This window comes from Streptomyces sp. NPDC015130 (genome assembly GCF_043080005.1).
GTDB lineage: Bacteria > Actinomycetota > Actinomycetes > Streptomycetales > Streptomycetaceae > Streptomyces.
The window spans coordinates 38,923-51,648 of record NZ_JBIBVC010000001.1; the positions used below are offsets into that span (position 1 = coordinate 38,923).

10 protein-coding genes and 4 tRNA genes are annotated in these 12,726 nt (G+C 70.9%); 6 read left to right on the forward strand and 8 right to left on the reverse strand.

Features of this window, described 5'->3' with window-relative positions; all coding sequences use genetic code 11:
- From ACF08F_RS00150 to ACF08F_RS00160, 3 genes are all read right to left on the reverse strand, one after another.
- A partial coding sequence (locus ACF08F_RS00150; RefSeq protein ID WP_392296254.1) for a DEAD/DEAH box helicase occupies positions 1-2,093 on the reverse strand: 2,093 nt, incomplete at its 3' end.
- Between the two features lie 198 nt (positions 2,094-2,291).
- The gene (locus ACF08F_RS00155) at positions 2,292-2,984 is read right to left on the reverse strand and encodes a hypothetical protein (protein ID WP_392296255.1); all 693 of its coding nucleotides are present in this window, start codon (positions 2,982-2,984) and stop codon (positions 2,292-2,294) included.
- A 175-nt stretch (positions 2,985-3,159) separates the two neighbouring features.
- Positions 3,160-3,510: a metallopeptidase family protein gene (locus tag ACF08F_RS00160; RefSeq protein WP_055642303.1), complete on the reverse strand. Its 351-nt coding sequence runs from the start codon at positions 3,508-3,510 to the stop codon at positions 3,160-3,162.
- A 127-nt stretch (positions 3,511-3,637) separates the two neighbouring features.
- Here ACF08F_RS00160 and ACF08F_RS00165 point away from each other — a divergent pair.
- The 3 genes from ACF08F_RS00165 to ACF08F_RS00175 all read left to right on the forward strand — a co-directional run bounded on the left by ACF08F_RS00165 (position 3,638) and on the right by ACF08F_RS00175 (position 3,920).
- Positions 3,638-3,710 (forward strand) — tRNA-Glu (locus ACF08F_RS00165).
- Between the two features lie 40 nt (positions 3,711-3,750).
- Positions 3,751-3,824, forward strand: a tRNA-Asp gene (locus ACF08F_RS00170).
- A gap of 22 nt (positions 3,825-3,846) precedes the next feature.
- A tRNA-Phe gene (locus ACF08F_RS00175) sits at positions 3,847-3,920 on the forward strand.
- Positions 3,921-4,056: 136 nt separating this feature from the next.
- Here the strand turns inward: ACF08F_RS00175 and ACF08F_RS00180 are convergent.
- From ACF08F_RS00180 to ACF08F_RS00190, 3 genes are all read right to left on the reverse strand, one after another.
- Positions 4,057-4,899: a cytochrome c biogenesis CcdA family protein gene (locus tag ACF08F_RS00180; protein WP_392296256.1), complete on the reverse strand. Its 843-nt coding sequence runs from the start codon at positions 4,897-4,899 to the stop codon at positions 4,057-4,059.
- Entirely contained in the window at positions 4,896-5,630 is a 735-nt protein-coding gene (locus ACF08F_RS00185) for a DsbA family protein (RefSeq protein WP_392296257.1), read from the reverse strand. The genes ACF08F_RS00180 and ACF08F_RS00185 overlap by 4 nt, the downstream gene beginning before the upstream one ends.
- Positions 5,631-5,697: 67 nt before the next feature.
- The gene (locus tag ACF08F_RS00190) at positions 5,698-6,075 is read right to left on the reverse strand and encodes a hypothetical protein (RefSeq protein ID WP_392296258.1); all 378 of its coding nucleotides are present in this window, start codon (positions 6,073-6,075) and stop codon (positions 5,698-5,700) included.
- A gap of 103 nt (positions 6,076-6,178) precedes the next feature.
- Here ACF08F_RS00190 and hrpA point away from each other — a divergent pair, with 103 nt between their 5' ends.
- The 3 genes from hrpA (at position 6,179) to ACF08F_RS00205 (ending at position 10,668) form a co-directional block, all read left to right on the forward strand.
- Positions 6,179-10,165, forward strand: coding sequence for an ATP-dependent RNA helicase HrpA (gene hrpA / locus ACF08F_RS00195; protein WP_392296259.1), 3,987 nt, complete (start codon positions 6,179-6,181; stop codon positions 10,163-10,165).
- 102 nt (positions 10,166-10,267) lie between these two features.
- A tRNA-Asp gene (locus tag ACF08F_RS00200) sits at positions 10,268-10,341 on the forward strand.
- Between the two features lie 135 nt (positions 10,342-10,476).
- A complete protein-coding gene (locus ACF08F_RS00205; protein ID WP_392296260.1) occupies positions 10,477-10,668 on the forward strand; it encodes a DUF6274 family protein in 192 nt (63 codons plus the stop codon).
- Between the two features lie 331 nt (positions 10,669-10,999).
- Here ACF08F_RS00205 and bldC read toward each other — a convergent pair whose 3' ends face one another.
- Positions 11,000-11,206, reverse strand: a complete 207-nt coding sequence (bldC, locus tag ACF08F_RS00210; RefSeq protein WP_003949541.1) for a developmental transcriptional regulator BldC — start codon at positions 11,204-11,206, stop codon at positions 11,000-11,002.
- Positions 11,207-11,801: 595 nt separating this feature from the next.
- Entirely contained in the window at positions 11,802-12,671 is an 870-nt protein-coding gene (locus ACF08F_RS00215; protein WP_392296261.1) for a hypothetical protein, read from the reverse strand.
- Positions 12,672-12,726 lie beyond the last annotated feature (55 nt).

The following is a 12,726-nucleotide window of genomic DNA, read 5'->3' on the forward strand; positions in this document are numbered from 1 at the left end:
CCGCGGTCGTCACGGTTGAAGCCACCCGACGGACGGTCGTCACGGCGGAAACCACCGGACGGACGGTCGTTGTCACGACGCTCGAAAGAACGGCCACCGCGGTCGTCACGGTTGAAGCCACCCGACGGACGGTCATCGCGGCGGAAACCACCGGACGGACGGTCGTTGTCACGACGCTCGAAAGAACGGCCACCGCGGTCGTCACGGTTGAAGCCACCCGACGGACGGTCGTCACGGCGGAAACCACCGGACGGACGGTCGTTGTCACGACGCTCGAAAGAACGGCCGCCACGGTCGTCACGGTTGAAGCCACCCGACGGACGGTCATCGCGGCGGAAACCACCGGACGGACGGTCGTTGTCACGACGGAAGCCACCCGAGGGGCGGTCGTCGCGGCGGTAGCCGCCACGGTCGCCACCGCGGTCGCCGCCACGGTCACGGCGCTCGTAGTTGCCGCGCTCGTCGCGGAACGCCGGGCGCTCCTCACGGCGCTGCTCCTCGGCGCGAGCGGCACGCTCGGCCTCGACGGCGGCCGCGGCGACCTCGGCCTCGGCGGCCTCGGTGACCTCGGCGACAGCGGCCTCGGGGTCCTCGCCGCGCTCACGGGCGGCGCGGGCCACCAGGCGGTCGGCCTCCTCGCGGAGCTCGACGGCGCGGCGCTGCAGGCGCTCCAGCTGCTTGGTCAGGTCGACGACCTCGCGCTCGGCCTGCTTGGCCGAGTTGTTCGCGGAGTCGGCCTGGACCTCGGTCAGCGAACGGGCGCCGGTGATCTCGGCGACCTCGGGGTCGAACGCGCCGGCACCGCCGACGATGTGGCGCGAGGCGTCGACGCCCGCGTCCTCCATCAGACGGAAGATCTGGCGGCGCTGGTGCGGCAGGGCCAGGGAGACCACGACACCGGAGCGGCCGGCGCGGGCGGTGCGGCCCGAGCGGTGCAGGTAGTCCTTGTGGTCGCCGGCCGGGTCCACGTTGAGGACCAGGTCGATGCCGTCGACGTGGATGCCTCGGGCGGCGACGTCGGTCGCGACGAGCGCGTTGACGTAGCCGTCCTTGAAGTCGGCCAGGGTCCGCGTACGGGCGCCCTGGGTCATGCCGCCGTGCAGCGCGTCGGCCTTCACGCCGGAGTCGCGGAGCTGCTCGGCGATGCGGTCGGCGCCCAGCTGGGTGCGGACGAAGATGATGGTGCGGCCCTTGCGGGCGGCGATCGCCGCGGTGACCGGGGCCTTGTCCTTCGGCTTCACGACGAGGACGTGGTGCGTCATGGTCGTGACGGCACCGGCGGACGGGTCGACCTCGTGCGTGATCGGGTCCACCAGGTAGCGCTTGACCAGGCTGTCGATCTCGTTCTCCAGGGTGGCGGAGAAGAGGAGGCGCTGGCCGCCGACCGGGACCTGGTCGAGGAGCTCGGTGACCTCGGGCAGGAAGCCCAGGTCGGCCATCTGGTCGGCCTCGTCGAGGACGGCGATCTGGACGTTCTCCAGGGAGCAGGCGCCGCGGTTGATGATGTCGCGGAGACGGCCCGGGGTGGCGACGAGGATGTCGACGCCGCGCTCGAGCGCGTAGATCTGGTTGCCCATGGACGTACCGCCGCAGACGACCTTCATCTTGAGGCCGAGCACGTCGCCGTAGGGCTGGAGGGCGTCCGCGACCTGCATCGCGAGCTCACGGGTCGGGGTGAGGATGACGCCGCGGGGCTTCTTCTTGTCGGTGTGACCGCCGGCCAGGGTGGCGAGCAGCGGGAGACCGAAGGAGAGGGTCTTGCCGGAGCCGGTGCGGCCACGGCCGAGGATGTCCTTGCCGGCCAGGGCGTCCGGGATGGTCGCCGCCTGGATCGGGAAGGGGGTCGTCACGCCGTTCTGCGCGAGCTTGCGCACGACGCCCTCGGGCAGACCGAGGTCGCCGAAGGTGATGGTGGGCTCGGCGGGCTCCTGGGCGGAGTCGTCCGCGTCGGTGCCGAGGTCGTCGCCGTCGACGGCGTCGATCATGTCGTCGGCCTCGATGACAGCCGTCTCGACGCTCTCGGTGGCCACTACGGCCTCGACGATCTCGTCGTTCTCGGGCATGACGGCGTGGTCAGAACTGAAAATGGACATGCGAAATGCGAAACCTTCCGGAGTCTCGGCACGCGCCCGTCAACTCCGTGAATTCGCAAATCGACCGCCTCAATGCGGTCAGCCACGGCTAGGGAGAGTACGCGCCACACGGCGCTCTTCTGTGTCGGCGCCGGGCAATGGGATCAAACGATCTACCACCATACGCACCCTCCCCCACCTATGGCAAACCGGACTACGTCACACCGGCCCGACCTGCGGTGACGCGGACGGCTCCGAAGGGGCTCCCGGCCCGTCCGCGGCCCGCATCGCGCCCAGCTGGGTCTCGGGCCCCGGGGTCGGCGGATCGGTGGGGTTCGAGGTCGGCTCCGGCGTCGGCTCCGGGGTGGGTTCCGTGGTCGGCTCCGGGGTGGGTTCCGTGGTCGGGTTCGGCGTCGGCTCCGGCGTCGGGGTCACCCCGCCGCCGCCCGGGCCGCCGGCCCCGCCGCCGTTGTCACCGCTCCCCGCGCCGCCGTCACCGCCGCCGCTGCCCCCGCTGTCCCCGTTCCCGCCGGCGCCCCCGCTCCCGCCGTTCCCGCCGCTCCCGCCGCTGCCTCCGTCGACAGGACCCCCGCCCGAGCCCTGACCGCCGCCCGCGCCGCCGGCCCCGCCGCCCGCCTCCCCGGGCTTCGAGGAGCCGTCGGTGCCGACCGGCCCCGTCGAGGGCGCCACCGCGCCCGGCGAGGGCTTCGCGGAGCCCGTCGGCGAGCCGCTCGGCACCGGGGACTTCCCGCCCGCGCCGTCCGGCTCGGGCCCGCCGTGCTCCGAGCCCCCGTCCCAGGAGCCGCCGCCCCCGTCCTGGCTGCCGGCGCCGCCCGCGGCCTCGGCCGCCACACCGCGCTTCCCCCCGGACGCGCCGGGCGCCGGCTTCGCCCCCTCGTCACTCACACTCATACAGCCGCTCAGACCGGCGCAGGCGGCGACGGCCAGCGCCGCGGCGACCCATCGCACGCGGGCGGGCAAACGGGTGGGCAAATGGCGCACGGGGGCACCTCCAGGACACAACAGGCAGGGAAGGAACGCGTCGTCCTGCCCAACTCCCTCGGCGCCGCAAGGGACACGCCCCGGCTCAGCCGTAGCCCAGCGCGTGCAGCCGCTCGTCGTCGATGCCGAAGTGGTGGGCGATCTCGTGCACCACCGTGATCTCGGTCTCGGCGACGACGTCCTCCCGCGACTCGCACATCCGCAGCGTCGGCCCCCGGTAGATCGTGATCCGGTCCGGCAGCACCCCGGCGTACCACTCGCCGCGCTCGGTCAGCGGCGTTCCCTCGTACAGCCCGAGCAGCTCGGGATCGTCCGGGGCGGGCTCGTCCTCCACGAACACCGCGACGTTGTCCATCAGCCGGGCGAGTTCCGGAGGGATCCGGTCCAGGGCCTCGGCGACAAGTTCCTCGAACTCCTCGCGCGTCATCTCCAGCACGCGCCCATTGTCCCCCCGTCAGGGGGACTCGCCGGGGGTGCGCGGAAACCGTTTTGGCGATCGCGGCCGACATCCCATATGCTTCTCACGTCCCCGACGCACTGAGAAGTGCGCAGGTGGGCCCTTAGCCCTCATCGTCTAGTGGCCCAGGACGCCGCCCTTTCAAGGCGGTAGCACGGGTTCGAATCCCGTTGGGGGTACGCAGTAAACGTGTGCGAGACTTGCTCTCGCACCACGCAAGGCTCTGTGGAGCAGTTGGTTAGCTCGCCACCCTGTCAAGGTGGAGGTCGCGGGTTCAAGTCCCGTCAGAGTCGCTGAAGCTGGAAACAGCTTCGTGGCTGGGTAGCTCAGTTGGTACGAGCGATCGCCTGAAAAGCGATAGGTCGCCGGTTCGACCCCGGCCCCAGCCACAAACAGAAGGCCCCGTTCGCAAGAACGGGGCCTTCGTCGTTCCCCGCCGTTCCCGGTTCTTCCAGGACGAGTTCGTACGGGTTCCCGGGACGGGTCCATACGGGGAAGGGGCCCGCGCCCCCTCCCCGTGGACGGTCACGCCTCCTCGCGCTCCCGCGTGCGGCTCCCCCGCCGGCCCCGCAGCGCGAGTGCCCCCGCCACCACGGCCACCACCGCGACGAGCAGCGCCCAGTCCGGCACCGCCCGCCCCAGCTCGGCCACCCGCTGCTCCACCGCGAACGAGGCGTCCACCGAGAGCAGCCCCGGCAGCGCCGTCGTCCCGTCGAAGACGAGGAAGAGCGTGCCGAGGGCGATGAAGAACAGGCCCGAGAGGACCGAGGTCGAGTGGAGCGTGAGGGGGCCGACCCGGAGCGGCCGGCCGCGCAGCCAGCGCCGTCGGCCCAGGTCGAACCGCTCCCAGAGCAGCGCGAGGACGAAGAGCGGGACGGCCATCCCCAGCGCGTACACGGCGAGGAGCAGCCCGCCGTACACCGGGCTGCCGCTCAGCGCCGCCACCGTCAGGACGCTGCCCAGGATCGGGCCCGCGCAGAAGCCCGCGAGGCCGTAGACCAGGCCGAGGGCGTAGACGGAGAGCGCCGAGGTGGGCCTGATCCGGCCGCTCGCCTCGGCGATGCGGCGGGAGGCGAAGCCCAGGCCGAGGAGCTGGAGGACGCCGAGCGCGACGATCAGCCAGCCGCCGACGGTCACCAGGAGGTCGCGGTTGCCGTAGAAGAACCGGCCCGCGAGGGAACCGGCCGCGCCCAGCGGCACGAGGGTGGTGGCCAGGCCCGCGTAGAGGATGCCGGTCCTGGCCACCAGCTTCGCGCGCGTGTCGATCGAATACGCGAAGAAGGCCGGCAGGAGCAGGGCGCTGCACGGGCTGAGGAGGGCGAGCAGACCGCCGAGGAACGCGGCGAAGTACCCGATGCCGGAGGTCACCGCTCGCCCTTCGCGGCGGCGCTCTTCGCCGCCGCCTCGATGGCCTCGGTGAAGGTCTCCAGGGGCTGCGCTCCGGCGATCGGGCGCCCGTTGACCAGGAAGGACGGCGTGGAGGTGGCGCCGAGCGCGTACCCCTGCTCCTGGTCCTTCCTGACCGCCGCACGGGCCGCCGTCCCGTCCGTGTCCTTGGCGAACCGGGCCGCGTCGGGGACGCCGGCCTCCTTCGCGAGGGCCGCGAGGCGGTCCTTCCCGAAGCCCTTCTCCTTGGCGCCCTCGGCGTACGCGGCCTTGTGGAACTCCCAGAACCGGCCCTGCTGCCCGGCCGCCCAGGAGGCGCGGGCGACGGCCTCCGACTCCTCGCCGAAGATCGGGAAGTTCCGCCACTCGATGCGCAGGACGCCCTCGTCCACGTACTTCTTCACGAGGACCGGCTCGGTGTCCCGGGCGAACTTCCCGCAGTAGCCGCACTTGAAGTCGGCGTACTCGATGAGGACGACGGGCGCGTCGGCCCGGCCCAGGGCGAGCTTGTCGGCGGCGTCGCGACGGGCGTACGCCTCCAGCTCGGGGTAGACGCCGGCGGACGGGTCCGCGGAGACCTCGGCGACGGCGGAGGAGCCTCCCGCGCCGCCGGAGGACGGGGCGGTGGCGGTGTAGGAGACGACGCCGAGCAGTACGGCGGCGGCCGCCACCGCGGAGACGATCACGATCGGCTTGGACTTGGACGTGGACATGCGGAAGTGCTCCTGAGGAGGGAGAGGGAAGGGCGAACGAGAGGGACGGCTCGGTGCGGCCGTCCGTCTACACCCTCATCAGGGTCGACAGCTCCACGGGTGACGGCGCCACGCGCTCGGGCGGCTCCCGCCCCGGCGTGCTCCCCCGCCCCGCCGGCTCCCCGTGCCGGGCCGAGGACGGCGTCCGGTCGGCGGCCGGTGCGGGCAGCAGCTCCGCGCAGCCGCCGGGGCGCGGCGGTACGACGGGACCCGAGGCCCCGGTGATGGCGTGGCCCGGATCGCAGCCCGGCACGACGGCACCCATGACCGGGGCAGCGCCGGGGGCGGGGGAGATGCTCGGAGCGAGGGCCGCGGACGCGGTCTGCCCCGTCCCGTGCACCAGCAGGCCCAGCACCAGACCCGCCAGGGCGGCGAGGACCGCCAGGGCGCGGGTGGTGCGGAACATGCGATACCTCTCGGGTCCGGTCGACGTGCCCGAAATAGTACGCACCCCCCACCCGGAAATCGGTTCGCCGCTTCTCGGCCGCAGGTGCGATCCTGGGATCCGTATGTCTACTTCCTTCGCCGCCCTCCAGTCCGTCCTGGCCGAGGTCTCGCTGCGGGACTCCCACCGGCTCGGCCGTCGTCTCGAAGGCGCCCGCCGCATCCGTAAGCCCGAGGCCCGTGAGGCCGTCCTGGACGAGATCGCCGCCGAGGCGGCCAAGGCCAAGGAGCGCGTCGACGCGCGTGCCGGCCGTGTGCCCGCGATCACGTACCCCGAGCAGCTGCCCGTCTCGCAGAAGAAGGACGAGATCCTGGAGGCGATACGCGACCACCAGGTCGTGATCGTCGCCGGTGAGACGGGGTCGGGCAAGACGACCCAGATCCCGAAGATCTGCATGGAGCTGGGCCGGGGCGTCCGGGGCATGATCGGGCACACGCAGCCCCGCCGGATCGCCGCCCGCACGGTCGCCGAGCGCGTGGCCGAGGAGCTGCGGACCCCGCTGGGCGAGGCCGTCGGCTGGAAGGTCCGCTTCACCGACCAGGTGAACCCCGACGCGACCTTCGTGAAGCTGATGACGGACGGCATCCTGCTCGCCGAGATCCAGACGGACCGCGAGCTGCGCGCCTACGACACGATCATCATCGACGAGGCCCACGAGCGGTCCCTCAACATCGACTTCCTGCTCGGCTATCTGGCCCAGCTGCTGCCGAAGCGCCCCGACCTCAAGGTCGTCATCACCTCCGCGACGATCGACCCGGAGCGCTTCTCACGCCACTTCGGCGAAGCTCCGATCGTCGAGGTCAGCGGCCGTACGTACCCGGTCGAGGTCCGCTACCGGCCGCTCCTGGAGGAGGACTCCGAGGAGTCCGACCGGGACCAGATCACCGCGATCTGCGACGCCGTCGACGAACTGCAGAAGGAGGGCCCGGGCGACGTCCTGGTCTTCCTCTCCGGCGAGCGCGAGATCCGCGACACCGCGGACGCGCTCACCAAGAGGAACCTCTTCAACACGGAGATCCTGCCGCTGTACGCCCGGCTCTCCCACGCCGAGCAGCACCGCGTCTTCCAGGCCCACTCCGGCCGCCGGATCGTCCTCGCGACGAACGTCGCCGAGACCTCGCTGACCGTCCCCGGCATCAAGTACGTGATCGACCCGGGCACCGCCCGCATCTCGCGCTACTCGCACCGCACCAAGGTCCAGCGCCTGCCGATCGAGCCGGTCAGCCAGGCCAGCGCCAACCAGCGCAAGGGCCGCTGCGGCCGTACGAGCGACGGCATCTGCATCCGGCTGTACTCCGAGGACGACTTCCTCACCCGCCCGGAGTTCACGGACGCCGAGATCCTCCGGACGAACCTGGCCTCCGTCATCCTCCAGATGACCGCCGCCGGGCTCGGCGACATCGAGAAGTTCCCCTTCATCGACCCGCCGGACCACCGCAACATCCGGGACGGCGTCCAGCTCCTCCAGGAGCTGGGGGCGATCGACCCGAACGAGAAGGACCCCAAGAAGCGGCTCACCCAGCAGGGCCGGAAGCTCTCCCAGCTGCCCGTGGACCCCCGGCTCGCCCGGATGGTCCTGGAGGCCGAGAAGAACGGCTGTGTCCGCGAGGTCATGGTCATCGCGGCCGCGCTCTCCATCCAGGACCCGCGCGAGCGGCCCTCCGAGAAGCAGGCGCAGGCCGACCAGCAGCACGCCCGCTTCAAGGACGAGACGAGCGACTTCCTCGCCTTCCTGAACCTGTGGCGGTACGTCCGCGAGCAGCAGAAGGAGCGCGGCTCCAGCTCCTTCCGCCGGATGTGCAAGCAGGAGTACCTGAACTTCCTGCGCATCCGCGAGTGGCAGGACATCTACGCGCAGCTGCGGACCGTCGCCAAGCAGATGGGCATCCACCTCAACGAGGAGGACGCGCCGGAGCAGTCCGTGCACGTCTCGCTCCTCGCCGGCCTGCTGTCCCACATCGGTCTGAAGGACGTGAAGGAGTCCAAGGACGGGGCGAAGGACGGCTCCCGCCGCGAGGGCGGCCGGGGCGGCGAGTACCTGGGCGCGCGGAACGCGAAGTTCGCGATCTTCCCCGGCTCCGCGCTCTTCAAGAAGCCCCCGCGCTTCGTCATGTCGGCCGAGCTGGTCGAGACCTCGCGGCTCTGGGCCCGGGTCAACGCCCGGATCGAGCCCGAGTGGATCGAGCCGCTCGCCCAGCACCTGGTGAAGAAGACGTACAGCGAGCCGCACTGGGAGAAGGACCAGGCGGCCGTGATGGCCTTCGAGAAGGTGACGCTGTACGGCGTGCCGATCGTCGCCGACCGCAAGGTGAACTACGGCCGGATCGACCCGGAGGTCTCCCGCGACCTGTTCATCCGGAACGCCCTGGTCGAGGGCGACTGGCGGACCCACCACAAGTTCTTCGCCGACAACCGCAAGCTGCTCACCGAGGTCGAGGAGCTGGAGCACCGGGCCCGGCGCCGGGACATCCTCGTCGACGACGAGACGCTCTTCGACTTCTACGACAAGCGCGTCCCCGAGCACGTCGTGTCCGGCGCCCACTTCGACTCCTGGTGGAAGCACAAGCTCCACGAAGGAGGCTCTGCGGCGGAGTTCCTCGACTTCGAGCGCGAGATGCTCATCAACGAGAAGGCGGGGGCCGTCACCAAGGACGACTACCCCGACTCGTGGCGGCAGGGCCCGCTGAAGTTCCGCGTGACCTACCAGTTCGAGCCGGGCGCGGACGCGGACGGCGTCACCGTCCACGTACCGCTCCAGGTGCTCAACCAGGTGACGGACGAGGGCTTCGAGTGGCAGATCCCGGGTCTGCGCGCGGAGGTCGTCACGGAGCTGATCCGTTCCCTGCCGAAGCCGATCCGCCGCCACTACGTCCCGGCGCCGAACTTCGCGAGCCGCTTCCTCGACGCCGTCGTGCCCGTGCAGGAGCCGCTGGCGGGCGCGCTCGCCCGGGAGCTGCAGCGGATGGTCGGCGTCCCGGTCACCGCCGAGGACTTCGACTGGGCGAAGGTGCCCGAGCACCTCAAGGTGACCTTCCGGATCGTCGACGAGCGGCGCCGCAAGCTGGCCGAGGACAAGGACCTGGAGGCGCTGCGGCTCCAGCTGCGCCCCAAGGCCCGCAAGGCGCTCTCGCAGGCTGCCGCGGCGGCCACGGGCGGCCGGGACGGCTCCGGGCCCTCCCTGGAGCGCACGGGCCTCAAGGACTGGACGATCGGCGCCCTCACGAAGGTCTTCGAGACCCGGCGGGCCGGGCAGCCGGTCAAGGCGTACCCGGCGCTCGTGGACGAGGGCGAGAGCGTGGCCGTGCGGCTCTTCGACACGGAGGCCGAGCAGGCGCAGGCGATGTGGCGGGGCACCCGGAAGCTGATCATGCTGAACATCCCGGTGAACCCGGCGAAGTTCGCCTCGGACAAGCTGACCAACCAGCAGAAGCTGGCGCTGTCCTCGAACCCGCACGGTTCGATACAGGCGCTGTTCGACGACTGCGCCACCGCCGCGGCCGACAAGCTGATCGCCGACCACGGCGGCCCGGCCTGGGACGAGGAGTCCTTCCGGAAGCTGTACGACAAGGTCCGCGCGGACCTCGTGGACACGACGGTCCGGACGGTGGGTCAGGTCCAGCAGATCCTGGCGGCCTGGCAGGCCTGCCAGCGCCGGCTGAAGTCGACGAACAGCCTGGCCCTGATCAACAACCTCACGGACGTGCGCGAGCAGCTGGCCTGGCTGGTGCCGGCGGGCTTCGTCACCCGAACGGGGCTCAAGCGGCTGCCGGACCTGATGCGCTATCTGGTGGCGGTGGACCGGCGGCTCCAGCAGATGGCGACCGGGGTCCAGCGGGACACCACCCGGATGGAGAAGGTCCACGAGATGCTCGACGAGTACGCGTGGCTGCTCGAACAGCTCCCGAAGGGCCGCCCGGTGCCGACCGAGGTGACCGACATCCGCTGGATGATCGAGGAGCTGCGGGTGAGCTATTTCGCGCACGCGCTGGGCACGGCCCACCCGGTCTCGGACAAGCGGATCGTGAAGGCGATCGACGCGGCGGCGCCCTAGGGCGTGTTGCGAAAGTCCCGCCTGCCCGACGGCGAGTTCGACCGCACCCCCTGACCTGCTGTACAGTCTGTCTCGCAGCCGCTCACGAGAGGCTGCGAGCAAGGCTCTGTGGAGCAGTTGGTTAGCTCGCCACCCTGTCAAGGTGGAGGTCGCGGGTTCAAGTCCCGTCAGAGTCGCTTCAACGAAGGCCCGCATCGCGAGATGCGGGCCTTCGTCGTGTTCCCGGGTGTATGCGCCGTGTATTGACGGCGCGGGGCGCCCGCCGGTACCCCGGACTCAGGGAGTCGGAGCCCCGGCGGAGGTGGTGGCGCATGGCGGCGGCGTCAGCGGCACGGCACGACACGCGTGCGCTGCTGCGTGCCCATCTGGCGGCCGCTTCCCGGTTCGGACACGTCACGGACCGCTGCGCGGTCTGCCATCGCCTCCTGCGGCTCGTCATGGAGCTTCCCGACCCCGAGGAGGACGAGGGGCCCGAGGGGGACGAAAGTCCCACCGACCCATGACCAACGGCGGGTTGGAAGCGTTCCCGCGAGTGGCAGGCTGGTGATTGGCAAGGCTTCGCCGGTGTGACGGGAGTCACCGAAAGAGTTTCAGGAACCCCTTCACTTACACCCCTCCTACACCGGCCCGATTTAATATGTGCAATTGCACCACCAGGCGACGGAGTGGCGCAGGGCACAAAAAAGATCGCGCCAGACCCGGCGGAGTCCAGCGCGATCGTTGACGAAGGCCTGTTGGGGCAGGAATCCGTCGGCAGTACTAGGGGTGGGCGACCGGATTGGGGGATCCGGACAGGCCCGGTGTTACAGGGTGCTGCGGGGTGTTGAGCGAGCCTCAGGCCTCGCTGCGCTGCTGCGGAATACCCGCGAGCAGTGCGCGAACCTCGGCCTCGCGGTAACGGCGGTGCCCACCCAGGGTGCGGATGGACGTGAGCTTGCCCGCCTTCGCCCAACGGGTCACCGTCTTCGGGTCCACACGGAACATCGTGGCAACCTCGGCAGGGGTCAGCAGCGGCTCGGCATCAGGGGTGCGAGCGGTCATGAGCGGCCTCCTCGGAGAACCGAACCAATCTCGGTTCTTTCCTCTAAATTCTGCACCTTGACCCGCGTTGCCCGAAATGGCAGAAGCGGGTCGAGTCGGTTATAGGACGAACGGCTTGTCCTCGGCACTACAACTACACCATCCGTCCAGCCACGTCGGCCAAACCGATGGAATTGCCCTCGCAGGTGTTCATCAGCGGCGGAAGTCGATGGACCATGCCATAACGGACAGTCACGCGCCTGTGACGATCAGTCACAGGGCGATCAGGAGTCCTCAGACCCCCCATAGAGTGCAATGCTGAGCGTTCCGCCCAAACTTGGGCGGAAGGAACCCTCCCCGGACTCCTTGTCCTATTTTGGCACGAGGATGGGTGATGGACGCAAGGGTGCGTTAAGTGCTGTCCGTCACGCTTGAGCCAAAGGCCCGGATCGGGACCAACGTCCTCGTCACCCATGTGCCGAAAGACCCCGGCGCGCAGCACGCGCCGGGAGAGCCGGGAGGCACCCGGAGCCGATCGGTCCGGATGCCTGAAGATCATTTACCCCAGCCGGACATGTCTTGTCGATGGCGACCTGACGAAGATGCCCGACTGATGTCAGTTCGCGCCCCGCAGGTCCCTGACGACCCGCCAGCGCTCCGCCAGCCGCCCGTAGACCTCGCCGGCCCGCTCGCCGTCCCCCGCCCGCAGCGCCGCGATCCCCTCCGCCATCTCCGCCGCCGACCGCTCCGCCGCCAGCCACTCCTCCCCGACCGCGTGCACCAGGCCGCCGAAGTCCAGCTCCACGAGCGCCCGCGGATGGAACTCCTCCAGCCACCGGCCCACGTCGACCAGGCCCTCCGTCATCGGGCCCTCCTCGATCGACTCCCGCAGGGCCCGCAGCGCCCGGGCCAGCCGCCGCCGCGCCTGCGCCATCGTCGTCCGGTAACGCAGCACCGGCGGCCGCCCCGGCTCCGTCCCGCCCTCGCCGGCCGGCACCCCCGGCTCGTACCGCCGGTCCTCGTCCCCGAAGAGCGCGAACCAGCGCAGCGGCACCTGCCAGACCGCCGTACGGATCCACGGCCGCGCGTCCGGGTTCCCGGACAGCCAGCGCTCGTAGTCACCGGCGATCTGCGAGCGCACGACCGGCGGCAGCATCGCGTCCAGCACCGGCCCCGGATACCCGTCGGCCACCAGCTCCTCGACGGCCAGCCAGCTCCGCAGCCGGGTCCGCCACGGGCAGATCACCACCACCCCGTCCAGATGTGCGACGAACGCCTCCCCGCTCTCCTGGACCGGCACCGGCACCGGGGGCGTCGACAGGAGGTCGGCCAGCGAGCGCCGCAGCTCCTCCTGCGCCCCCGGGGTGCGCGGCCGGCGCGCGTACCGCGCCCAGTGACTCCGCTCCGGCTCCGGAAACGCGGCCAGCGGCTCGTACACCCGCAGATAGGACGCATAGGGGACGAGGACCGAGGAGGCGACCGACATGCGGCGAATCCTTCCACGGAGGCACTCCCGGAGGGGATGATCCCGGAGTACAGAG

Coding starts and splice junctions, on each gene's coding strand:
- ACF08F_RS00155 (WP_392296255.1), bottom strand. CDS start 2,984: ATGAGTGTGAGTGACGAGGGGGCGAAGCCGGCGCCCGGCGCGTCCGGG.
- ACF08F_RS00185 (WP_392296257.1), bottom strand. CDS start 5,630: ATGTCCACGTCCAAGTCCAAGCCGATCGTGATCGTCTCCGCGGTGGCG.
- ACF08F_RS00190 (WP_392296258.1), bottom strand. CDS start 6,075: ATGTTCCGCACCACCCGCGCCCTGGCGGTCCTCGCCGCCCTGGCGGGT.
- hrpA (WP_392296259.1), top strand. CDS start 6,179: ATGTCTACTTCCTTCGCCGCCCTCCAGTCCGTCCTGGCCGAGGTCTCG.
- ACF08F_RS00205 (WP_392296260.1), top strand. CDS start 10,477: ATGGCGGCGGCGTCAGCGGCACGGCACGACACGCGTGCGCTGCTGCGT.
- bldC (WP_003949541.1), bottom strand. CDS start 11,206: ATGACCGCTCGCACCCCTGATGCCGAGCCGCTGCTGACCCCTGCCGAG.
- ACF08F_RS00215 (WP_392296261.1), bottom strand. CDS start 12,671: ATGTCGGTCGCCTCCTCGGTCCTCGTCCCCTATGCGTCCTATCTGCGG.